Origin of the sequence: Sphingobacterium sp. N143 (assembly GCF_030325625.1) — a bacterium.
Lineage (GTDB): Bacteria > Bacteroidota > Bacteroidia > Sphingobacteriales > Sphingobacteriaceae > Sphingobacterium.
This window is the reverse complement of record NZ_JACAIS010000006.1, coordinates 94617-117871: the sequence shown is the minus strand read 5'-3', so window position 1 is coordinate 117871 and position 23255 is coordinate 94617. Positions and strand designations below refer to the sequence as shown.

Genomic DNA, 23255 nt, shown 5'->3' with positions numbered 1-23255 from the left:
TATTGACAGATGAAATCAATGAAACCAATTGTTGCTCTGATTGTCATAGTGGTAGCTGCTTTTGCTGGCTACCACTATTATGCAAACCAGGTCGAAATCGAAACGATCCAGCTGACCTCACCAAACAATCTCCCATTGAATGCGGATATCCAGGTGCGTCTCAATAGGGCAGAAGAGGCCTATGTGGAATATTGGAAAGAAGGTGGAACAGAAGTCCAGAAAACGACCTTATCGACAGCTGATACACAGCATACCTTCCATTTGCTGACCCTGGAGCCTAATAGCAGTTATAAATTTAGGGTGATTATTGATCGGATTGTCCCAATTAAATCCAGGGAGCAGTCCTTTAAAACCAGACCACAATCGCCCTGGATGCTGCATGACTGGATCAAGCCCGATCATCCGCATGATGAAAAAGCGCTGGGTAATGGGCTGGTCTTATTGTGTTACCGTGGGTACCCCGGCTATATGGCGATGGTCGATGGCAAGGGAACGATCAGGTGGTATTGGCAGGACGAAAAGTTGGGGGTCCGGTTGGCATCGCTCACACCGAGAGGAACGATTCTGGCCTTATTGGCTCCGGCAAGTAAGGATGAATTCAATAAACCGAATCAACCCAATCAGAAATCTACCAATGCCAGTTATTACCTGCGGAGTGGAAGGATTGGATTTGTCGGAGGTACGGTGCTTGTCGAAATTGATCTCACCGGAAAGGAACTCACCCGGATCGATCTGGAGAAAAAGGGGATTATCATGCATCATGATGTGCAGATGGATGCCGAAAATAATATCGTAGGGGTGGTCCGGGATTTTAGGATCGATGATAGACCTAACCATCCGAAAGATACCCTATGGGGGGATGCCATCCTGACCATGGATACCAAAGGGAATGTACTGAAAAAATGGTCACCCTGGGAAAAATGGGACCTCATGAAGGACAAAAAGCTGGATAGCCTGAAACATGACCGGTTTCATTTTAATACAATTTCCTTTGACCTGGACAGTAATTACCTGACCTCCTCACCGATCGAAAATCAAGTCTGGAAGATCGATGCCAAGACAGGGGACATTCTTTGGAAACTCGGAAAGGATGGCGATTATCCATTGGACACTGATGAACTGTTCTATTTTCAGCATGCCCCACATATCACAAAGAGGGGGGAGCTGCTGCTTTTTGATAACGGTGATTTTTCTCCGCGTGACAGTACCACGGCAAATAAACAATCCCGTGCTTTAGCTTTTACGCTGGACCAAAAGCATAAGACGGCAAAGTTGGCCTATTCGGCACCCTTGCCCAAAAAGCAGTTTACAGCCCGTATGGGCAGTGTCTATGAACTGGACAATGGCAACTTGTTACAGACAAGCTCAAAAACAGGATGTGTGCTGGTAACCGATAAAGAAGGAAGGGTTCTGTGGGAATTGAATGCTTATTTTATTCCTTACCGTGCCATTTATGTGCCTGAAGAAAGCTGGAGCAAATATCGAAAGATGAATTGAATGGACACAGTCCGTTAACTTATATTCTGATGAAGAAAAGAACAACCTTTACAAAAATAACCCTGATGCTGACGGCATCGTTGGTGACGAATACGCTGTGGGCGCAACTGGCTTATCCGCCCGAAGCCCAACAATGGGATGCGGACCAGCTGGGCAATCACCGTGCTGTTTTGCAACTCGATACAGATCAAAAAGAAGTCCAGGTGGCTATTCCCTGGCGCAACCGTTGGGTAACGGCCGATCAGCAGGTTATTCTTGTTGACAGTGCGAGCAATAAGCAGCTGACACCTAGTCACTACCTCTGGATGAACAGTACCTCTGGTGGACTGTGCTTTCAGCCGGTTTCGGGAAAAGGGACCGTATATGTGTACTACCTGCCCTATAAAATGGGGGGGCGAAGCAGGAATTATCCGGATGCGATCTATCTGAAAAATTCGACCGCGGCCCCTTTACAGGCCCCCAAGAAATGGGGCAGTAATTCAAAAGGGGTATCGGTAGAACGTTTTGATGCCGTAGACCATTATAACCGTAATGACCCGATGGAGGTACTGGCAACACAAGAAGAGGTCAGCACTTTTCTGAAACGGAATGCCCGGGAACATTATTTTATATTTCCTGAATTACGTGCGTTTCCCATAAAAATGGAGGAGCAGCTTCCACAGCGCTGGATGCTGAAGCAGGCGCCCTCCGATCAACTGGAAGGAACGGCCCAGCCGGGGGAATACTATGCTTTTCAGCTTGGACTATGGGCACCAAAACAGCCACTGCATGATGTACAGGTGCTCTTTTCGGATCTTAGAGATGCTGAAGGTGCAGTGCTTGCTGCTGAGCTCTTCAATTGTATCAATACTGAAGGGACAGATTATACTGGTAAAGCCATGCAACTGAAGGTCGCGGTAGAGACCAATAAGGTACAGGCGCTCTGGTGCGGCGTCCAGCTTCCGGAAAATATACATCCCGGAACTTATAAGGGTACAGTAACGGTAAAACCTGCCAATAGTACCGCAAAGAAGCTGCAGCTTGTCCTGCATGTCAGTGACGGAATCCTGGACAATCATGGTGCAGATCAGCCCTGGAAGATGACGCGGCTACCCTGGCTCAATTCGACACTGGCACAAAAAAATACGGTCATAGCACCTTATACTGCAGTGAAGCTCAAGGCGGATTCAACCTTGCAGATCCTGGGGCGTGAGGTGAAATTAAGCCCGACGGGGCTGCCTCAGCAGATCAGCACATTTTTTACGCCGGAATTGACATCCATAGCAAGCCAGCCAAATGCCTTGCTCTATGAACCCATGCATTTTCATTTTTATCGGGGAGCAGATGGAAAGGAGATACAACTGAAGGCCTCAGGGGTTCAGTTTACAGCAAAAAATGACGGAGAATATAGCTGGGTTGCCAACAATAGGTCCACGGATCTCTCCATGGATGTGGAAGGAAAACTGGAGTTTGATGGTTATCTGCATTATGTCGTCAAAATCACGGCGCTGAATGATATTGCCCTAAAGGATGTCAATATGCATATCCCGATGAGGCCACAGTATGCCGAATACTTTATGGGGTTGGGACAGAAGGGAGGCAAGCGGCCTGAGCAGCTGACCTGGAAATGGGATGTCGCCAATAAGAATCAGGATGGTGGATGGATCGGGGCTGTCCATGGTGGCTTACAGTTCTCCTTGCGTGATGAACACTACTCACGGCCACTCAATACCAATTTTTACCTCCAGAAGCCATTGGTATTGCCCCAATCTTGGGGCAACGGAAACAAGGGGGGAATTGATGTGGGGCCTAAGGGAAAATCCATCCTGGTGAATAATTACAGTGGAAGCAGGACGCTGAAAAAAGGGGCGGTGCTTTACTATAATTTTAACGTATTGATTACCCCCTTCCATCCGTTAAATACCGAAGCGCAATGGAATGAACGTTATTACCATGCCTACAAACCAGTGGATTCGGTGCTGGCCAGTGGATCCAATGTCATCAATATTCACCATGGCAATGAAATTAACCCCTATATCAATTACCCTTTTATTGCTACCCGTGAAATGAAACAATATGTCGATCAGGCCCATGCAGCAGGATTGAAAGTTAAGATTTATAATACGGTGCGTGAAGTCTCGAACAGGGTATATGAGCTGTATCCACTGCGGAGTCTTGGTACTGAAGTATTCTCCCCGGGAAAAGGCGGCGGATACTCCTGGCTGCAGGAACATGTAGGCAAAAATTATATTGCGGCATGGTATGTCCCTCAGTTTAAGGATGCAGCCATCATCAACAGTGGGATGAACAGGTGGCATAACTATTATGTTGAAGGCATGAACTGGCTGGTAGACCATATTGGTATCGACGGGATCTATTTAGATGATGTAGCCTTTGACCGCGTCACCATGAAGCGGATCAAGCGTGTGCTGACCAAGAATGGAAAACCAGGACTCATAGACCTACATTCTGCCAATCAGTACAATAAGAATGATGGGTTCAATAACAGTGCTAACCTGTACCTGGAGCATTTCCCTTATATCAACAGGTTGTGGTTTGGCGAGTATTTCGATTATGAAAACAACCAGCCTGATTTCTTCCTGACCGAAGTGAGTGGAATTCCCTTTGGGTTGATGGGTGAGATGCTTCAGGATGGGGGTAATCCCTGGCGGGGCATGTTGTATGGGATGACCAATCGGATGCCTTATCAAAAGCTGACACCTGCCGGTCTGTGGAAGGCCTGGGACGAGTTTGGCATCAAAGGTAGTAAGATGGTCGGCTATTGGTCGCCAAATGTTCCGGTGAAAACCGACCATGAAAAGGTCTTGACGACGGTATACAGCAAAGCGGGGAAAGCCATGGTGGCGATTGCCAGCTGGGCAGAAAGCGATGTCTCGGTACAATTGACGGTAGATTGGGCCCAACTGGGCATCGATGCAAAGAGGGCTAAATTATCGGCTCCGGTCATCAAGGATTTCCAGTCGGGAGCAACCTATCAGATTGGCGACGCCATCCCTATCGTAAAGAATAAAGGTATGATCCTCATCATCGAATAATGTCATGGGCGTATTAAAGAAATGTATGGCACTATGGGCACTGAGCACATGTATGTTCGGTGCCATGGCCCAAAATCCAACACAGATTACCGAAATAAAGAAACGTTATGTCACGTATCCATTTTCGGACCCTGATCCCATAGCTGCAGCACAAAAGTTGTATCCTTATTTTCGTTTCGATGGTTTCACGAGTAAGGCCACTGAAAAGGAATGGACGGCTGTTATATTAGAAAACGACTATATCCGTGTGCAGATAATGCCCGAGATCGGCGGGAAGATCTGGTCTGCCTATGATAAGGTAAACAAGCGGGACTATATTTACAATAATGGGGTGGTGAAATTCAGGGATATTGCCATGCGCGGCCCCTGGACCAGTGGTGGTATTGAAGCAAATTATGGTATTATTGGGCACACCCCCAATACTTCAACACCGGTAGATTACCTGCTGCGGGAATACCCAGATGGAAGTGCAAGTTGCTTTATCCATGCTTTTGACCTGTTGAGCCGCAGCAGCTGGACGCTGGAGATCCGGCTGGAAAAGGACAAGGGGTATTTTTCAACGCGTTCTTTTTGGTCCAATAGCCAAGCGATAGAACAGCCTTATTATACCTGGATGAACCTGGGAGTAGCTGCTGGCGATGATCTACAATTTCTATATCCGGGCAACCGGTATATTGGGCACGACGGTGATGCTCATCCTTGGCCTATGGATGAGCAGGGACGGGACCTGTCCAAGTATGTGGAAAATGCTTTTGGGAGCTCCAAATCATACCATGTTTTGGGGGCACATAGCAATGCTTTTGGGGTGTATTATAAAAACCGTGATTACGGTATGGGCCGTTATGCCCTGCGTGAAGATAAGTTAGGGAAGAAAATATTTCTGTGGTCCCAGGCCGGGGATGGCCAAATATGGGAAAAGTTGCTGACGGACAAGAGTGGACAGTATGTCGAGATCCAGAGCGGAAGACTGTTTAACCAAAATGTGGTATCGAGCAGCTTCACTCCCTTTAAGCAGGTGGGGTTTGCACCTTACCAGAGTGACAGCTGGACTGAGTATTGGCTGCCATTTGCGGGGATCGGAAAACCTAGTGCCATTCAGCCATCGGCAGCCATCGAAGCGAAAATGGCGGGGAATAAGTTGCTGCTGCATATTGATCCAAAGCGACGGTTAAAAGACAGTATTCTTGTCCTTGACAGTTTGGGCGCTATACTACAGGGCAGTTTTATACAGGCTCAGGTAGCTGAAGTGCAAGAGATGGGCTTTGAACTGAAAACAGGGCAGCGGCCTTATTATCTCAAAATAGGAAAGGACTATGTTGATCTCAGGTTATCAGCTGCTGAAAAACAGCTCCATCGTCCTGCCGAAATAGATCCTGAAGTTGCTGCAGATTCGGCCCAGGTCAAGTTGTTTGAAGTGCGGGACCTGATCCGTTTTCGGCAGTATGAACTGGCCGAGATGAAACTGAAAGAACTGATGTTGATGCAGCGGCCTAGCCTTCCCCTATATTTGGAACAGGCTAAGTTGGCTTGGTTCAAAATGAACTATCAGCAATGTTATGACTATGCACGACAAGCATTGTCTGTCGATGCTTATCAGGGAGAAGCAAACTATTATTATGGGCTGGCGGCCCTGAAAATCGGCAGAGAAAATGATGCTCAGGATGGTTTTGAGGTGGCTTCACTGGACCCTGCCTGGCGGAGTGCAGCTTATCTGCAGCTGGCTAAATATTATTATCGGATAAAACAATACGAATCGGCATTTGGCTATTCGGTCAGGTCCTTGCAGGCCAATGGCCTGAATATCGATGCGCTGCAGCTGCAGTGTCTGCTGCAGCTAAAATATGGCCTGGGTAAAGGACAGGAGCCTGCGGCTGTGCTGGCAGAACATGATCCTTTCAATACATTTATGCAGTTTGAAACGAACAAGAAGATTCGTTCAAGACAGGAGTTTGCCTCGGAAAAGATCATGGAACTGGCGGTATGGTATGCTGATCTGAATGAATATGAACGTGCTGCCGATGTGCTCGTACAGGCAAAACAGACACCTGAAACGCTGTGCTGGCTGGCCTGGCTGACCCGGATGGACCCCGCAGCCAGCCAGGAATGGATTGCACAAGCCGAAGTCAGCAGTGCGGCTTTTGTTTTCCCATTCCGTGAGGAAAGTGAAGCCATATTCCAATGGATGAAGGAAAGGAGCACAAGCTGGAAGGTGGATTATCTGCTGGCCCTGCTCTACCGCTTCAGAAACCAGCCACAAAAGGGACAGCAGCTATTGGCAAATGTACAGCATGAGCCCCAGGATTTTGCCGCATATTATGCCCTGAAATCTAGCTTGAATGCCGTAGACCATATTCCGCTGGCTGTAAAGGAAATGCAGCAGGCCTGTAGGGTAGCACCCGATGAATGGCGCTATGGCCTTCATCTGGTAGAACTGCAAAATCAGCAGGCCGCTTTTGCCGGTGCCCTCAAGAACAGTACGGCCTATCATAAGAAATTTCCGGACAACTATATCCTGACGCTGGCCCATATCCGAACCTTACTGCTCAACAGGGACTATGCCAGTGCCGAACGGGAGCTGCAAGGGGTAGAAATACTTCCATTTGAAGGAGCGACAGAAGGACATAGGTATTTTGTACAGGCTAAACTTATGCTGGCTTATCAATATATCCTGCAGAAGAAATATGCTGAAGCAAGCCAAAAGCTGCAGGAATCACGGCTATGGCCAATAAACCTGGGGGCTGGTGAACCCTATGATTCGGAGAAAAACGAACTGTTGGCCGATTGGCTTTCAGCTTACCTGAAAAAACAGGCTTCGGATCAGGAAGGGGAGCAGCACTTGTTGAAGAAGATCGTGGCGAATAAAAAGACAAAAAATAGCTATGAACTGCTTCTCCAACAAATTGCCAGCGAAAGGCTGGGACAGGGAAATAGGGGCACCTTATCGACTACAACATTAAATGAGAGCTTAGTGGAGCATGTACGAAAGGATGCACTGGCACAATATTGGCCTGAGTTGATCCGAAAAATTTATTTTGAAAAAGATCAACGGATGTTCTGATCCACCGATAGGCGGATATGCTTTTTGTTTCCCCAAAAAAGGCATATCCCCTACAAAGCTGATGCTTAGCATCAGCTTTGTAGGGGATATCGTTTCATAAGAATTGAGTAAAAGTCGGGATGGCCGGATTTGAACCGACGACCTCCAGCACCCCATGCTGGCGCGATACCGGGCTACGCTACATCCCGTGTTATTCCCTGATGTAATGAAATCGGATGGTAATCAACCAGGCCTTTATCTGGAATAATTTTTTGGTAGCGCTAAAATAGTAATTATTGACAAAAAATAAAATCTATTTTTCATTTGACGGAAAAATAGACGACCATGATGCTGAAATGAACGGTGGTTGCCCTAAGGTACCCAGGTCATGCGGTTAAGGATGACCTGGGACGATGTTGGCTGAAGGTGAAAATTAAAATTTATAACCGACCATAATACCAATGGTTCTATTTTTGGCATCCAGGGTCTTGTCCACACTGGTAAATCCATGACTATAATAGGCATCCAGTGTCAGGTTGCTGAAGTCAACACCAACACCTGCCCGGCCGTCAAATGAAAACTTCTTATAGTCTGTATGCGCACTGGACTTAACGGTCTTTAGATCGTAATTCAGTTGTGGCCCCAGCATTCCTCGCACCTTAAAATCGCCGTTCTCCAAAAAATTGTACCCGACCTGTAGCGGCATGTTAAGCTGGTAAAATTCAGGTGCTTTCTGCACATTTTCGAACTTGTATTCTTTACGCAATAGGCTGGCCCCGATACCTGGTTGAAAAAAGAGACGGTCTCCGATACGGGCAAATCCAGCTATAGAAACACCTACTTTGCCATTGTGGTCTTTTACGGACTTATTGCCAAAAGAGGTCATGTGATAGTTGCTTCCGACCTGTATACCATAAGTTACCTCCTGTGCTTTTGTCCTGCTTGCCAGACCTACTAATGTCAATCCCAAAAGGATCACTTTGAATGTTGCTTTCATGTTTAATGTTATTTTTGTTTATACTGTACGCTTTCTTTTATGACAATGGAACATTCACATACCCTTAGAAAAAAAACATTTTTTATTTTTAACAGGGATAATTTAAACAGATATTATCTGATAGTCAGTTGATTATATAAAACAATACACCAATCGTTGGATGGGGATGGTGGTGGCAGCCCGATGCATTTTGTATAGGTATAGGTATAGGTATAGGTATAGGTATAGGTATAGGTATAGGTATAGGTATAGGTATCGAAGGCCACAGGAAAGATGAATTTGGGGAAAAGAAAAAAAGTGAAAAATAAATAAGGGTAACGACGGATTGTGTTGTCTTAGTAATAAAGAAGATTGTTTAATCCTATGGTAGATTTGATCAATGTCGGAAAATAAAGAGAAGAATTTCGAGCAGCTTTTTCGAGCGCACTACAAAGAATTGCATGGCTATGCGTTCAGGTACCTGGGCGATAGTGATGTGGCCGAGGAGGTCGTGCAACAGGTGTTTTTAAGGCTTTGGGAGCGGGATTGGGAAGAGCAGATCCATACTTCGCTGAAGGCGTATCTGTACCGTGCCATCTATAATGAGAGCATGAACCAGCTCAAGAGAGAGCAGCGTAAGCTGAAGTATCAGTCTTATGGGCAACATCGGCAGGATTTTGAACCGGCAGTAGATGAAAGTAGCAAAGACCTGGACAAAAAATTACAGATTGCACTGGCTGAACTGCCCGAAAAAAGTCGTACAGTCTTTGAACTGAGCCGTTTTCAGGAAATGAAATATAAAGATATCGCAGCGACATTGGATCTTTCCATAAAAACCGTCGAAGGACATATGAGTAAAGCGCTGCGGCATTTGCGCACAGAGCTAATGGATTATTTAACCCTGATTATTTTCTATCTTATCTATATGCTATGAATAAGGAATTGTTAGAAAGATATATCATTGGCGGGACCAATGAAGTAGAGAATATGATGGTACAGGAGTGGTTGGACAAAGACGCCAATAATCGGGTGGAATACCTGAAAATGAAAGAGATATTTCAATCTTATCTGTATGCTATGAATAAAGAATTGTTAGAAAGATATATCGTTGGAGAATCAAACGAAGCGGAACGTCTGATCGTACAGGAGTGGTTGGACAAAGACGCCAATAATAGAGAGGCATACTTGAAAATGAAAAAACTATGGGATAGCTTACCGAAACCTGTGGAGGTGCCGGATGTGGACGTGGACAAAGCCTGGGGGGACTTTAAGGCCATGAGGGATAAGCGGGCATTGGAACGATCCGATATCCCGAATAAGAAAACCAAGGTGATCCAATGGAACTGGTGGGCAGCAGCGAGTGTATTGATCCTCTGTGCACTGGGGTTTTACCTGTTTGATCGGGCGCACCGAGAGACCATGCTTCTGTCAAGCCATGATGTGGTCCGAAAAGACTCTTTACCCGATGGATCTGTGGTGACACTCAATAGAAATACCGAACTTGCCTATTCCAGTGCATGGACCAGTACATACAGGAATGTAGCCCTGAAGCAGGGAGAAGTATTTTTTCAGGTCCATAAAGATCAGCAGCATCCTTTTGTGATTGAGACTGGAAAAAGTAAGATCACTGTATTGGGCACGAGCTTCAATGTACGCCGCATGTCCAATGCCACGGAGGTGATCGTATCCACAGGGCTTGTACGGGTGAACTATGGCAATAAAGAAGTGCTCCTGCGGCCCGAACAAATGATCACGATCAGGGATTCGGATACTACCAAAGCCGAAACAAAGCGGGTGAAGGATCAATTCTATAAATATTATGTGGACCGGGAGCTTCTGTTTGAGAATACGCCATTACAACGTGTGGTCGAAGTGTTGGAAAGGGCTTATGGTTATAAAATTGAAATAGACCACCCTGCTGACCGAAAGCTTTTATTGACGGCAACATTTGAACAAAACAGCCTGACTGAAATATTGAAAGTGCTGAGGGATACATTTGCCCTAAAAATTGTCGCGAAGGACAAAGAAATCCATCTAACAAGATAATTATGTTTTCGGAACCAAATTGTAGCGTTATTAACATGATACCACTGATAAAGAACGTAAGAAGTTATATTCTATTTTTAATGCTGTGCTGCTGCCATGTAGGCTATGCTCAGCAGAAGCTTGCGGCTGAGGTTAGGCTACCGGCTTTTTCGCATACAACCGTGGGAGAAGTATTTCACTTGCTGAAAGAACAGCAGGATGTTTTATTCTCCTTCAATGGAAATATTTTACAGATGGACAGTGTGATCCATACCGGGCCTTACCGGGGCACCTTATATGGCTACTTGGATAGGATACTGGGAAAAGAATATAGTTTTAAAGAACTTGGAAAACATATCATTGTTCAGTTTACACCCCAACGTATGTCGGTGGATGTTGAAGTACAGACACCCAGTAAACATAAGACCGTCATCACTGGATATATCAAGAATATTCGAACCAACAATCCAGTCTCCGATGCCAGTATCTTTGACCGTAGTGCCTTGCTGTCTACCCTGACCGACGAGAATGGTTATTTTGAACTGGACGTAAAGAAAAAAAGCAATCTTATCGCGGTGAATGTCAGCAAAGAAACTTTCCGGGATACCAGTGTGATGGTGATTTTTCCGATCGAGGCAAAGGTGGGGGATAAAAAGAAACGTGAATATGGTTATTTTGAAGGCTATGAGGAGGATAATGGTTTGTATCGGTCTTTCTTTGGCAGGTTATTTCTTTCCCCGGCCCAACGGATCCAAAGCATGAATCTGGGCGGGATGTTTTTATACAGTCCTTATCAAATTTCGATGACCCCTGGGCTGAGTTCACACGGTTTTATACGGTCTCAGATCGTCAATAAATTTTCGCTGAACATCATTGGTGGGGCCACCGCCGGAGTTAAGGGGCTTGAGCTTGGGGGCGTGTTTAATATCAATCAGTACGATATGCAGGGCTTTCAGGCGGCAGGTGTATTCAATGCCGTAGGCGGCCATGTAAAAGGTATGCAGATGGCGGGAGTATCCAACCGTGTTTTTGGCCATGTGAATGGCCTGCAGCTGACAGGTGTCTGGAACAAAGCTGATACGGTCAAAGGGATGCAGATCGCCGGAATCGCCAATACCATCAAGGAAGGGCGTCGGGCAACACAAATCGCCGGAGTATTCAACCATAGCCGTGGAACTGTTGGCAATCAGGTGGCAGGTATTGTCAATAGCGCCAGGAAAGTTAAAGGGATCCAGCTGGCGGCGATTGCCAATATTGCAGATAGCAGCGACTATCCGATCGGCCTGGTGAATGTGATCAAAAACGGTGAGATGAACCTATCTCTTGCCATAAACGAAGACAGTTATCTAGGGCTGCAATTTCGTTCGGGTGGGCGGGTCCTTTATAGTATACTGTCGATGAATGTGGCCCTAGCCAACGATAGACAGGCAAAATATGCATTCGAAGCTGGACTGGGGGCAATATTGTTGAACCGGTCTCCATTTACCCTGCGAACCGAGATCGCGACGCGCAACCTGCTGACGGATAAATTTAAACTATTGGATCACAATCAATATACCTTCCGCGTGATCCCGGCCTACAGGCTGGGCAAAAACTTGTCCATATTTGTGGCGCCAAGTTTTAACTATGCAGAGAAGGACGACAATATTATTTCTACGGGCGGAACCCGTTGGAAAGCTTGGGGGCGCGACAGGACAAGAAATACCTTTTATGGCGGTGGGATGGCCGGTCTGATGTTAAAATTATAAGACCCAAACTATTTGAGCACCAGGGTTGTTCTATAAGTAGCTTTTAACATTTAACATTTGGTGAGCGCCTGCTATTCGTTGGATAGCGGGCGCTTATCTTTTTGTACCTCAGTAGCTTATTTGGTCGCTGCGGTACTTTTTAAGACATTTCGGTAAGGATAGGAATGAAAAACATGCCTCCGGGCAAAACGTCCTAAGGAATCGGCATTGATAAACTTGATATAGTCGTTTCTTTGGACACCAAAGTATTCATACTGGCTACCATCGTGGAAGGTAACGGTCAATACCTGTGCTTTCCAATCAATATCCTGAATACTAGAATTGCTGATGGTCTCGGTATATATTGGCAGTTGTTGTTCCAGGGTCTCCGGGCAGATGCTGACCAAAAAATGATAAGCTTCAATCATGGCGACACTTTTCTCTTCGGCAGCCAAGCGACCCGCTTCGTCGTTGACAAATTTATCGGGATGGCATGCTTTCATAATGTTCCGATAAGTGGATTTAAGTGTTTTGAGATCCACAGACTTATCCACATTTAGCAACTTACGGTAGTCGGCAATTTTTTTCATGGCGGCAAAGGTATGCTTAATAATCAGATTATTTGCATCGGCTGCATAAATTAACTTATTTTTTGTGTAGGGTCTTTATATACAGCTGTTCTACTTTTTCACGTGCCCAGGGTGTCTTGCGGAGAAAGGTGAGCGAAGATTTGACGCTGGGGTTATCGTTGAAGCATCTGATGGATATTCTCCGGCCAAGTTCTTCCCATCCATAATAAGCGACCAAATGCTCAATGATGGCGTCTAATCTTTTTCCGTGTAAAGGATTATTGATCTGTTCCTGCATGATGTAAAGATAAGAATCTTTTGGTGTTAATTGCGGTGACTTATACGGTTGTGGGGCAAATAACTGTGTCTTAGGAGCTTTTTAAGTACTCTGCCAGCTGGTCCAGCTGAATGTCGAGTTGTTGATCCCAGATATTTCCCGCTGCATCGAATTTTCCTTTGACCCCCTGAATAAGAAGGTTGCTTTCTGCATGGAGCCGGGCCCCCAAACCTCGCATAATACGCTGTAATTCCGCGTGTCCAGTTTCGCCCTGCGCAGCGGCGGTAATGATGCTGACTGGTTTATCCGTGAACACGGTGGTCGCAGCACACCATTCCAGCAGGTTTTTTAATCCGCTCGGTATGCTGAAAATATATTCTGGACTGCTGATCAAGACCAGGTCGGCATCTTGAATGACCTGACGCAGGGCAATAATTTCAATCGGCGGCTGTGATCGGCTTTCTTCAGGATCAAAATGGGGCAATTCTTTGAGACGATCAAAGACGGTGAGGTGAACTTCAGGACTTAGCTTATGTTGGAGATGGCGAAGCACCTGATGATTGGACGAATCTTGACTGGCACTACCGATAATAGCAAAAATAGTTTTCATAGCCGCTGTTACTGTGATGGACCCGAAAGCCCGGATGTCTGTTTTTTTAAGGATGAATTCTTCAAGGGATCTGCACCGCGCAGGATGCTGCATACCGAAAAGCTAAATTACATATCTTTTTCTGTTTTTTTGACACTTGCTCCACTAAAAATGCACTGACATGCGCATGCGCCTAGAGCCATCATGTGATCACCAATAGGGGACGGCCGATCTAAAAAAAAATGTCAGCAATGGCTGCCCCTTAGGACGGCTGTTTCTTAATTTTGATTGACAGGGTATAACCTAAAGATAAAAACTTTTTCCTTTTACGGATTAAGTTTATACTTTTGGAAAGCAAGACTTATTATTGGCTTAGACGGATTATATGCTTTGTTATGAAAAATAAAATGGGGTACCGCTTATTGTGGGAGCGTATTCGTACAGGAGACGAGACGGCTTTCTTTGACCTCTATGCGGCACTCTACCAGGAGCTTGTAAATTTTGGAATCCGAACCTGTGGCGATACCGACCTGGCGAGCGAAGCCACGGACCAAGTCTTTGTCAAGATCTGGGAAAGAAGGGAGCAGCTCGAACGTGTTGAACATGTAAAGGCTTATCTGATTACCTTTTTAAAACGCCGCATCCTACGCCTGATCGAGAAACAGCATAAAATCAATACAGCCTTACAGCATGTTAAAGCTGAGGATGATTGGATCGAAATGTCCTATGAAGAATTTATCATCAAAGTACAGACCAATGAGATTATCCAGACCCGTCTGAAAGAAGCCTTGGGGAAATTGTCTTTCCGACAAAAGCAATTGGTCAATCTTAAATTTTTTGAAGGATACTCCTATGAACAGATTTCCGATATCACCCACATGTCGGTTAAGACGGCTTACAATACGCTGTACGATGCGCTAAAAATCTTAAGGGAAGAGCTAAAAGATATGTAGTGTCAATTTCGTCAGAAACTGTACTTCTCCGGTACGCTTTAGGCCTAAAAAATGAATGAAAACTTGATGTTTTGGATTATTTGAATGAAAATAAATCCATTGTTTTTCAGTGTTTTGCATGTTTTTTTTATTTTTTCTTAGGAAAAAGAACCATTTGTGGGCACTATAGTGTAAATACCCATTCGAATGAGCCAAAAAGATTATAAACAGTTAGAAGATTTTTTGATTGATGATAGCTTTCAGAAATATTGTTCTGGTGAAGATAAAAACTGTATACTCTATTGGCAACAGTACTGTTTAAACCATCCCGAACAGGCTGTGATGATTCATCAAGCCAAGCGTGTTTATCAATTATTGGTTGGCAACCGCAAGGCGGTCAATACACAACTGGAACAGCTGAAGATGAAACTGCAAGATACTGCGGCTGAATCTGTGCCCTCATATCCTATCCGCTGGGCAAGATGGGCCGGCATTGCGGCGATGTTTGTGGCCATGGTGGCGGCGGGAATATGGTATTATAACCGCCCAGTCAAGGAGATCCCCACGCAGTCGATTAAGGCTGTTGGGCTGGTCTACCAAACAAAAAAGGGCGAGAAAAAGACGGTTGAATTGGTGGATGGGAGTATCGTCACTTTAAATTCGGCCAGTAAACTGGAAATATCTGCCGACTTTAATGCTGAATCGCGTCAGGTGAGACTGATGGGGGAGGGCTATTTTCAGGTGGCTAAAAATAAGGAAAAACCATTTATCGTACAGGCTCCCGACTTTGATATTAGGGTGTTGGGGACAACATTCAATGTGAAGAGCTATAGTGAGGAGCCCACTGCGGAGGCTCTGCTGGTGGAAGGATCTATAGAGATGAAGAGTAAAGGACAGCAGGAAAACTCGGTCGTCATCAAACCAAATCAAAAAATTACGGTTTTTAAAAGCCTGGAAGGAGCTGCAATAAGCCATCCTAAAACAGATAAGCCTGTTATCAATACATTACCGATCCGAGAAATTGCCATTGAGAATATAGCCCTGGCAGAATCGAATATTGCTGAAATACCGGATATTGCATGGAAAGAAAATAGACTGGAGATCGTGGACCAAGATTTCGAGTCATTGCGCCGCACACTGGAACGTTGGTATGATGTCGATATCCAGCTGCGGGGCGAACAGCTGAAACAATACCGGTTTACAGCAACTTTTAGCAAGGAAACGATTAGCGAGGTATTGCGTGCCTTACAGAAAGTGGAACCATTTAAATTTGAAGTATATGGAAAAAAAATAACTATATCTGAAAAGTAAAAGGATGGTGGACCAACACCATCCTTCATTGAAAAAATGATTAACCAAAAGCAGCAACATTGGGACGTGCTGCTCAATATTAATTTTAACCAACACTAAAATATGATTAAAAATTGCTTATTGCAAATGCGCAATGGATATATTGTGCATTTTAGATTCATTATCCGGATGAAACTAGCCTTAATTATGACGACTTGTGCTGTAATGAATGTTTCAGCCCATGTATTTTCCCAACAAAAAGTTACCCTTGATGTCAAAAAAACAAAACTGAGCAGGGTACTTAAGATGATCGAAGAGCAAAGCGATTATTATTTTGTCTATAATTCGACAAATGAAAATTTAAATAAAGAGGTGTCGGTCAATGTCAATAATACCAAGGTATTGGATGTATTGACCAAGCTTTTTAATAAAAATGGATTGATTTATTCTGTTTCTCAAGCAGGACTTGTGGTGGTGAGCCAGCAGCAGCAAGTGGCTGTCAAGGGTACCGTAACGGATGATAAAGGAAATCCACTGGCGGGGGCAAGTGTGCGTGTGAAAGGCACTGCCGTGGGTAGGGCAACAGATATCAGTGGCCGGTTTACAATTGATGCCGCGACGGGCAATACGCTCATTGTCTCTTTTGCCGGCTATACTTCTCAGGAAATTCCCGTAACCAAAGACGGAAGCCTGGATATTATACTGTTGGAAGACAACCGGATGTTAAATGAAGTTGTCGTTACAGCGCTGGGAATGAAAAAAGAAAAACGCTCTTTGGGATATTCTGTCACACAGGTGGCAGGAGAATCGTTGACCACCGCCCGTGAAAATAACGTGATGAATTCGCTGGTCGGAAAAGTCGCGGGACTAGATATCAGTTCAACATCGGGGGGTGCAGGAGCCGCATCCAATGTAACCATACGGGGAATATCCAGTTTGAACCAGACCAACCAACCATTATATGTCATCAATGGTATACCTATGGAAAGCAAGCCGGTGGGTATTGGTAATGCCAATACCAAGGGGAATGCTGGCAGCCAATGGGATAATGCCCCCGACTTAGGGGATGCCATCAGCAATATTAATCCCGATGATATCGAGAGCATATCCGTTTTGAAAGGCGCCGCAGCATCGGCTTTATATGGATCCCGAGCAAAGGCCGGGGTGATCTTAATTACGACTAAATCCGGAAAAGGAAATTCGATCGATTTTAACAGTAATTTTGTCGCCGAACATATCATAGACAATACCGATTGGCAAACGGTTTATGGACAGGGTGCAAACGGTGAAAAACCAAACTCCCAAGCTGGGGCTGCACAGGTGGGTGGATCAAGCTGGGGGGCCAGGCTAGACGGTTCCCCGGTTGTGCAATTTGATGGGGTAGAACGGCCTTATTCACTACAGCAAGGAAACCTGAGCCGATTTTATAGAACGGGCTCAACCTGGACAAATACCCTGGCATTGAACAAATCATTCGAAGGTGGATCCATCCGCTTGTCCGGAACGGATGTAAACAATAGGTCCGTGGTGCCCAATTCGGGCCTGAAAAGACAGTCCTTCAACCTGGTGGGATTATTCGAACCATTAAAAGGCCTGACGATTGATGCCCGCTACAATATGATCTTGGAGCAGGTAAAAAACAGACCCATGGTGTCTGATGGGGCCGGGAACGCAAATTATAATGTCATGTTTCTGCCTACCAGCATCAACGTAAATAACCTGAAACCATGGAAAGATGCTGATGGCAATGAAGTGCTCTATAATTCAGGGAATGTATATGCCACCAATCCTTGGTTTGCTGCCAATGAATTTATCAATAACACCAATAGGGATCGGTCTATCGCGTCCGTTACAGCAAAATATACCTTAGACAATGGCTTATTTTTCCAGGGTAGGGCCGGGCGAGATGGTTATGCGGACCATTATAAGAATGTCGTGCCTTCGGGTACAGGATATTATCCAGGGGGAAAGATTGCCGAACAGGAAACAAAATTTGCGGATGTGAATGCGGATATCTTGGTCGGTAAATCATTTGTCCTTGGAGATTATACGCTGACACCCAACCTTGGGGCCAGCTACCGGAATACCAAGATCAAGCAAACAACCAATTTGGGGACGGATTATGCCATATTTGGGGTATATAATATCCTGAATGCAAAAAACAAATCAGTAGGGTACCTGGAAAGTGAATCGGAGACCCAATCGACCTATGGTACATTGGAGCTTGCTTATAAAGATGTTGCATATTTAACAGGTAGCCTGCGTTCGGACTGGTTTTCTACCCTGGCGACACCTGGGGTCGATAATAAGCTGAATTCGGTCTATCCTGCAATCTCGGGATCTTTTATTTTCTCAGAATATGTGCAGCCTGCTTGGTTGAGCTATGGTAAGCTTCGGGCAGGTTTTGCACAGGTAGGCCAGGCAACAGATCCTTACCAAACCTTACTGGCCTATAATTTTAGAAGTGAAACACTCAATGGACAACCGCTGGGAACAATTTCGAATGTCAATATTCCAAACTCTTCCTTAAAAGCCTCCACAGCGACAGAACTGGAAATCGGTACGGAGCTGCGCCTTTTCAATGATCGCCTGAATCTTGATCTGACCTGGTATAATAAGAAGTCCAAAGATGAAATCTCCTTTATTACCACACCTTCATCCAGCGGCTATACGGGAGCTGTACTGAATGCTGGCAAGATGCAGAATAAAGGATTTGAGGCCTTGATTTCGGCTACAGTTGTCAAATCAGGTCAATTTAAATGGGTATCCTCGCTGAATGGATCCTACAACGATAATAAAGTGCTTTCGTTGGCAGAGGGAATGGATGAACAGACCGTGGCGACTTCACGATCGGGTGTTGGGTATTTGATGAACAAGGTGGGAATGCCTGCTTTCCAGATCATGGCTTTTGACTATAAATACGATAGCAACGGTGAGATCGTAAAATTGGCAGACGGTTCACCTGACCGTGGTGAACTGACATCTTATGGGTCTGCCATGAACAAATGGTTTGCGGGTTGGAACAATGAATTTAATTATAAAGGCTTGAATTTCTCTTTCCTGATTGACGGTAAATGGGGCGGAAAGCTTTTCTCGGGAACTGATTATTATGGCTATATCTTTGGGTTACATCAGGAGACGGTGACGGAGCGGGAGAATCTTGGCCGGACTGCCGCAACTTATTATACCAATACAGCAAATAATGTATCGAAGCTATTTGTCAATAGTGCTGACTTTGTCAAATTGAGGCAGGTCGTGGTGGGCTATACCTTTCCGGCCAATACGTTCCACAACAGGATTAAGGCCGTTACCCTCAGTGCCGTTGCGCGCAACCTGTGGACGATCATGAAGAAAACGAACAATATTGATCCGGAATCGAGCTATAATGCCACTTTTCCGGGACTGGAGCTAGGTGGGGTACCTGCTGTGCGTACTTATGGTGTTAATCTAAGTGTTAAATTCTAACTGCAAATAATCATGAAAAGATATATTAAACCTTTATATGTTGGCTTAATGGCCACAACCTTACTGCTGGGGAGCAGCTGTACAAAAGATTTTGAAAAAATAAATACGGACCCCATTTCTTATGGTAAAGATACCTGGGATCCCAATTATACATTTAGTTCTGCCCAGCTGTTTTATACGGGAAGTTTTGATTTTGCATATGACACATGGCGGGGAAATCTGATCTATTCGGCAACGATGATGCAGGGGCTATCCACTGTGGTGAGTTATTGGGCGGGTGATAAATATCTGCTGAACGAAAACTATACTGCAGCTTACTGGGGGAACGGGACTGTCGGCGCCTATATTGAACAGGTCCGTAATATTGTGGATGTCGTGGAGTTTACAAAAGATAAGCCCAAATATGCAAACTTGCATCAGGTGGCAAGGATCTGGAAAGCACTGATCTTTGCTCGGCTGACAGATCTGTATGGGGACGTTCCGTATTCGGAAGCGGGGCTGGGTTTTTATAATAAAATCTATAAACCGAAGTATGATAAACAAGCGGATATCTACAATGATCTGTTGAAAGAAATTGAAACGGCCACGGCTGCGTTAAAAGATGATGGTGATAACATCACGGGCGATATCATCTACAAAGGGGATATCGGCAAATGGCGAAAGTTTGGAAACTCTTTATTGCTGCGGACGGCGATGCGCCTGGTGAAAGTGGATCCCGCCAAAGCAAAGGAATATGCACAGAAAGTGATCGGAAAAACGATGAGCAGCAATGCTGATAATGCGATTATATGGCATGATGTGGCTGGCTCGCGTGTGACACAGAATAGAAATAGCCAGGTGCTTTTGGGAGATGGGGGGCAGGAGAATTATTATGTGAAGTGGTCAAAGACTTTTATTGACCATCTGAAATCGAATAACGATCCAAGGTTAAAAAAAGTAGCGGTCACGCAATTGTATTTATCGGAGAAGAGTAAGGATCAAAATGCAGGCTTTGTAACGGATCCTGCCAAACAAAAAGGGATGCCAAATGGTAAGGACCTGGGATCAAATCCGCTGTATAATATTAGCAGCGACCCCAGCTTCACCTCTTTTGCGGATTACTCATCGCCTAATCCCAATATGATTAAAAGAACGGGTGCTACTTTTATTTTATCCTTTGGGGAGTCTGAATTACTGTTGGCGGAAGCTGCACAGCGCTGGGGGATAGGGGGCAATGCCGCCGACCATTACCAAAGGGGGGTGAAAGCAGGCATCACTTTCTTGGATCAATATGATGCTTCTCTGGCCATCAGTGAAGCCGAGGCGGATGCTTACCTGGCCGCACATCCATTCAGTACTGCCGAAGGTCTGAAGCAGATCAACACACAATACTGGATACATACCATTACGATGATGGATTTTTATGAAACCTGGAGCAACTGGCGGAGAACAGGGTATCCGGAGCTGAAGGCTGTAAACTATCCGGGAAATGCGACGTCGGGAACTATTCCAAGGCGCTTTCCGTATCCGTCTACTGAAGCGGCTATAAATGGTGAAAATTATCGGGCTGCCTCTGCCGCGGTCCCAGGGGGTGATAAATTGTCAGGCCGCGTCTGGTGGGATAAATAATCGCCAGCCTATGTTTTTATTTGAGTCCAAATTTGTGTAGTTTGGACTCGTTAAACCTTTTATAAAATAGCATGAACCTAAAAAATCAAATTTTATGGCTGCCAGCAGCATTGGCTGCCCTGTTTTTTTCCTGTGAAAATAGCAGTGAGAAGGCTAAAGATAATACTGCTGTCAAAAACAGTACATTGAGTGGAACCTATAAACTCATTGAAAGTAAGACGATCAAGGAAAAAGACACGGTAATAGCTTTTACGGATACGAGTAAGACAGAGATGTTCAAAATGTTCAATGAGGATCATTTTTCCTTTTTTAACCATGATAAGGAAAAGGGCAAAGGAAAAGATCCGCTGTTTGTGGCCGGGGGTGGAACTTATTCTTTTGATGGCACAAAATACCAGGAAAGGTTACAATATTGCTCCATGCGGGACTGGGAAAATAATAAGTTTGATTTTGAACTTACTATAAAAGGGGATACACTCATTCAGCGGGGGGAAGAAAACCTGCCTGAGCTTGGTGTAAAACATGAAATCATTGAAACCTATCTTAAAGTGAAATAGCGAGGCTGCACTGCTGGTGAAAAAACCAGCGGTGATTTATTTTGTTAAATGCATACACCCGGGGGAAGCCCTGGGTGTTTTTTATTCTTTAATGGTATCCTTTAATAGGGATGGTGAAAAAAAATAAAATTAAATTGCAACATTTTCCGTAGGGGGCCGACTACTTAGTAGAAACATTAAAAGGAACAGTATTTAATTAGCAAAAGAAGTGCAAAATCAACTTAGCGATAAAGATTTATTGGGGATGTGCCGCTCGGGCAACGAGGCTGGATTTGCACAGCTCTACCATCGTTATGCAAAGAAGATTTTTAATTCAATCTACCGGATTTTGTCAAATCAGGAGGAGAGTGAGGATATTTTGCAGGAGACTTTTGTTGATTTTTTTTCAAGGTCGGATAAATGGGAATCTGTACTATGTGTAGAAGCCTGGTTGCGTAGGATGGGAGTCAATAAAGCAATTTCTCTATTACGGAAAAATAAACAGTATTTTACGCCAGTAGACGATTTAGAGATTGAGGATGGCAGTGAAGATGAACTGCTGGAAAAAGAGTGGCGGGAGTGCCAGTTGACGGACCTGGAAATGGTGATTGATCAATTGACGGGAATTCCGAAAATGGTGATCAATCTTTATCTCTTTGAAGACATGAGTCACGATGAGGTCGCCGAGGCATTGGGCATGACAGCTGTAGCGGTGCGGAGCCAGTATCATCGTGCGAAAAAGAAAATTTACGAACAGTTGAAGGAAAGGTATAATTATGCGGGATAATTTGAAGGATTTTGTGAATGCGCATCGGGATGAATTTGATCATAGGGAACCGGCCGCGGACTTATGGAAAAAAATCCAACCACAGATAGCGCCTCAGCCCCAGGTGAAGAAAGTGAAAACGTTATGGAAATGGGTAAGTATTGCTGCTGCTGTAGTATTGGTGGGAACGGCTGCTTTTGTCGCCTTTTACCAATATGAAGGGCATGACAGCGCTGGAAAAATGGTGGACATAGGTCCGGTCACAGTACGGAAAAATTCGACGGGGCCGATAACAACACAACAGCAGGATGCTACCGTGGAGATGGAAAATAAAAATACGCTCAGGTCAATTCAGACAGCTAGCCATGCAAAGGCTATGGTAGAACGGACGGCTGTACATAAATCTAGGCGCACTGCCACAATGGACCAAGCTGTGGAACCTGCCAAAATAGATTACCTGCTGATGCTGCAGGATTCAAGCTCGGCAAGTACCCGGTTGAGTGCCGTCCTTGAACTCAAAAAACAGGAAACATTGAATAACGCTGTAACAGTAGCATTGGAAAAAGCGGCTACCTCGGATCAGAATAGCAATGTGCGGATGGCAGCGATAGAAACACTATTAAATGGTATGGCTCCGGAAGACTGCGAGCAAAAAGTACAGGATCTTTTTATCGCGCAGAATGATCCTACCCTGCAAGTTGAACTTATGCAGCTGATCGCACAACGTGACGAGCTTGCCATAAAGGCGGAGACAAAAGAAAAATTAAATGAGATTGTTGAAGATCCACTGACCATGGACTTTGTCAAAGAACGGGCGTATGCTGTATTGCTTAATCAATAAGAGGATATTGCATGGTCGGTTAAGAAAATGAAATAAGCAAATTGAGTGTGCCGAATGCATCGATAACAATGGAAATCGGTATTTA

Annotated in this window: 18 protein-coding genes and 1 tRNA gene; 13 read left to right on the top strand and 6 right to left on the bottom strand. The window is 44.9% G+C overall.

Going from position 1 to position 23255, the window contains the following annotated elements; all coding sequences use genetic code 11:
- Nucleotides 1–9 precede the first annotated feature (9 nt).
- From HX021_RS13005 to HX021_RS12995, 3 genes are read left to right on the top strand one after another with little or no spacing between them, the layout of a single operon-like run.
- A complete protein-coding gene (locus tag HX021_RS13005) occupies nucleotides 10–1497 on the top strand; it encodes an aryl-sulfate sulfotransferase (RefSeq protein WP_286590813.1) in 1488 nt (495 codons plus the stop codon).
- Between the two features lie 29 nt (nucleotides 1498–1526).
- Complete coding sequence (locus HX021_RS13000) at nucleotides 1527–4532, top strand: glycoside hydrolase domain-containing protein (RefSeq protein WP_286590812.1); 3006 nt, start codon at nucleotides 1527–1529, stop codon at nucleotides 4530–4532.
- Nucleotides 4533–4557: 25 nt separating this feature from the next.
- Entirely contained in the window at nucleotides 4558–7590 is a 3033-nt protein-coding gene (locus HX021_RS12995; RefSeq protein ID WP_286590811.1) for a DUF5107 domain-containing protein, read from the top strand.
- Nucleotides 7591–7704: 114 nt separating this feature from the next.
- Here HX021_RS12995 and HX021_RS12990 read toward each other — a convergent pair.
- The 3 genes from HX021_RS12990 to HX021_RS12980 all read right to left on the bottom strand — a co-directional run bounded on the left by HX021_RS12990 (nucleotide 7705) and on the right by HX021_RS12980 (nucleotide 8832).
- Nucleotides 7705–7778 (bottom strand) — tRNA-Pro (locus HX021_RS12990).
- A gap of 224 nt (nucleotides 7779–8002) precedes the next feature.
- Nucleotides 8003–8566 (bottom strand): porin family protein, encoded by a 564-nt coding sequence (locus tag HX021_RS12985; protein ID WP_286590810.1) that lies wholly within the window; start codon nucleotides 8564–8566, stop codon nucleotides 8003–8005.
- A 113-nt stretch (nucleotides 8567–8679) separates the two neighbouring features.
- Complete coding sequence (locus HX021_RS12980) at nucleotides 8680–8832, bottom strand: hypothetical protein (protein WP_286590807.1); 153 nt, start codon at nucleotides 8830–8832, stop codon at nucleotides 8680–8682.
- Between the two features lie 113 nt (nucleotides 8833–8945).
- On the opposite strand from HX021_RS12980, the gene HX021_RS12975 reads away from it, so the two are divergent.
- The 3 genes from HX021_RS12975 to HX021_RS12965 are packed head-to-tail and all read left to right on the top strand — an operon-like array spanning nucleotide 8946 to nucleotide 12318.
- Nucleotides 8946–9479, top strand: a complete 534-nt coding sequence (locus tag HX021_RS12975) for an RNA polymerase sigma-70 factor (RefSeq protein WP_286590806.1) — start codon at nucleotides 8946–8948, stop codon at nucleotides 9477–9479.
- A complete protein-coding gene (locus HX021_RS12970) occupies nucleotides 9476–10591 on the top strand; it encodes a FecR family protein (RefSeq protein ID WP_286590805.1) in 1116 nt (371 codons plus the stop codon). The genes HX021_RS12975 and HX021_RS12970 overlap by 4 nt, the downstream gene beginning before the upstream one ends.
- Nucleotides 10592–10626: 35 nt before the next feature.
- On the top strand, nucleotides 10627–12318 hold the full coding sequence (locus HX021_RS12965) for a peptidase associated/transthyretin-like domain-containing protein (protein ID WP_286590804.1): 1692 nt from the start codon (nucleotides 10627–10629) through the stop codon (nucleotides 12316–12318).
- A 116-nt stretch (nucleotides 12319–12434) separates the two neighbouring features.
- On the opposite strand, the gene HX021_RS12960 is transcribed toward HX021_RS12965, so the two are convergent.
- The 3 genes from HX021_RS12960 to HX021_RS12950 all read right to left on the bottom strand — a co-directional run bounded on the left by HX021_RS12960 (nucleotide 12435) and on the right by HX021_RS12950 (nucleotide 13753).
- Nucleotides 12435–12887: a KTSC domain-containing protein gene (locus HX021_RS12960; RefSeq protein WP_286590803.1), complete on the bottom strand. Its 453-nt coding sequence runs from the start codon at nucleotides 12885–12887 to the stop codon at nucleotides 12435–12437.
- Nucleotides 12888–12942: 55 nt separating this feature from the next.
- Nucleotides 12943–13164, bottom strand: coding sequence for a VF530 family protein (locus HX021_RS12955; protein WP_286590802.1), 222 nt, complete (start codon nucleotides 13162–13164; stop codon nucleotides 12943–12945).
- A 70-nt stretch (nucleotides 13165–13234) separates the two neighbouring features.
- A complete protein-coding gene (locus HX021_RS12950; protein ID WP_286590801.1) occupies nucleotides 13235–13753 on the bottom strand; it encodes an NADPH-dependent FMN reductase in 519 nt (172 codons plus the stop codon).
- Between the two features lie 374 nt (nucleotides 13754–14127).
- Between HX021_RS12950 and HX021_RS12945 the strand changes: the two genes are divergently transcribed.
- From HX021_RS12945 to HX021_RS12915, 7 genes are all read left to right on the top strand, one after another.
- A complete protein-coding gene (locus HX021_RS12945) occupies nucleotides 14128–14685 on the top strand; it encodes an RNA polymerase sigma factor (protein WP_286590800.1) in 558 nt (185 codons plus the stop codon).
- Between the two features lie 186 nt (nucleotides 14686–14871).
- On the top strand, nucleotides 14872–15975 hold the full coding sequence (locus tag HX021_RS12940) for a FecR family protein (RefSeq protein WP_286590799.1): 1104 nt from the start codon (nucleotides 14872–14874) through the stop codon (nucleotides 15973–15975).
- Between the two features lie 168 nt (nucleotides 15976–16143).
- Nucleotides 16144–19419: a SusC/RagA family TonB-linked outer membrane protein gene (locus HX021_RS12935; protein WP_286590798.1), complete on the top strand. Its 3276-nt coding sequence runs from the start codon at nucleotides 16144–16146 to the stop codon at nucleotides 19417–19419.
- Between the two features lie 12 nt (nucleotides 19420–19431).
- On the top strand, nucleotides 19432–21027 hold the full coding sequence (locus HX021_RS12930) for a SusD/RagB family nutrient-binding outer membrane lipoprotein (RefSeq protein ID WP_286590797.1): 1596 nt from the start codon (nucleotides 19432–19434) through the stop codon (nucleotides 21025–21027).
- A 71-nt stretch (nucleotides 21028–21098) separates the two neighbouring features.
- Nucleotides 21099–21584, top strand: coding sequence for a hypothetical protein (locus tag HX021_RS12925; protein WP_286590796.1), 486 nt, complete (start codon nucleotides 21099–21101; stop codon nucleotides 21582–21584).
- Nucleotides 21585–21792: 208 nt separating this feature from the next.
- Nucleotides 21793–22350, top strand: a complete 558-nt coding sequence (locus HX021_RS12920) for an RNA polymerase sigma factor (protein WP_286590795.1) — start codon at nucleotides 21793–21795, stop codon at nucleotides 22348–22350.
- Nucleotides 22340–23170, top strand: a complete 831-nt coding sequence (locus HX021_RS12915; protein WP_286590794.1) for a hypothetical protein — start codon at nucleotides 22340–22342, stop codon at nucleotides 23168–23170. Before HX021_RS12920 ends, HX021_RS12915 begins: the two co-directional genes overlap by 11 nt.
- The last annotated feature ends 85 nt before the right edge of the window (nucleotides 23171–23255 follow it).

Bases quoted from the DNA above. Each gene is read 5' to 3' on its own strand.
- HX021_RS13005 (WP_286590813.1), top strand. From the start codon at position 10: ATGAAATCAATGAAACCAATTGTTGCTCTGATTGTCATAGTGGTAGCT.
- HX021_RS13000 (WP_286590812.1), top strand. From the start codon at position 1,527: ATGAAGAAAAGAACAACCTTTACAAAAATAACCCTGATGCTGACGGCA.
- HX021_RS12995 (WP_286590811.1), top strand. From the start codon at position 4,558: ATGGCACTATGGGCACTGAGCACATGTATGTTCGGTGCCATGGCCCAA.
- HX021_RS12985 (WP_286590810.1), bottom strand. From the start codon at position 8,566: ATGAAAGCAACATTCAAAGTGATCCTTTTGGGATTGACATTAGTAGGT.
- HX021_RS12975 (WP_286590806.1), top strand. From the start codon at position 8,946: ATGTCGGAAAATAAAGAGAAGAATTTCGAGCAGCTTTTTCGAGCGCAC.
- HX021_RS12970 (WP_286590805.1), top strand. From the start codon at position 9,476: ATGAATAAGGAATTGTTAGAAAGATATATCATTGGCGGGACCAATGAA.
- HX021_RS12965 (WP_286590804.1), top strand. From the start codon at position 10,627: ATGATACCACTGATAAAGAACGTAAGAAGTTATATTCTATTTTTAATG.
- HX021_RS12960 (WP_286590803.1), bottom strand. From the start codon at position 12,887: ATGAAAAAAATTGCCGACTACCGTAAGTTGCTAAATGTGGATAAGTCT.
- HX021_RS12955 (WP_286590802.1), bottom strand. From the start codon at position 13,164: ATGCAGGAACAGATCAATAATCCTTTACACGGAAAAAGATTAGACGCC.
- HX021_RS12950 (WP_286590801.1), bottom strand. From the start codon at position 13,753: ATGAAAACTATTTTTGCTATTATCGGTAGTGCCAGTCAAGATTCGTCC.
- HX021_RS12945 (WP_286590800.1), top strand. From the start codon at position 14,128: ATGAAAAATAAAATGGGGTACCGCTTATTGTGGGAGCGTATTCGTACA.
- HX021_RS12940 (WP_286590799.1), top strand. From the start codon at position 14,872: ATGAGCCAAAAAGATTATAAACAGTTAGAAGATTTTTTGATTGATGAT.
- HX021_RS12935 (WP_286590798.1), top strand. From the start codon at position 16,144: ATGAAACTAGCCTTAATTATGACGACTTGTGCTGTAATGAATGTTTCA.
- HX021_RS12930 (WP_286590797.1), top strand. From the start codon at position 19,432: ATGAAAAGATATATTAAACCTTTATATGTTGGCTTAATGGCCACAACC.
- HX021_RS12925 (WP_286590796.1), top strand. From the start codon at position 21,099: ATGAACCTAAAAAATCAAATTTTATGGCTGCCAGCAGCATTGGCTGCC.
- HX021_RS12915 (WP_286590794.1), top strand. From the start codon at position 22,340: ATGCGGGATAATTTGAAGGATTTTGTGAATGCGCATCGGGATGAATTT.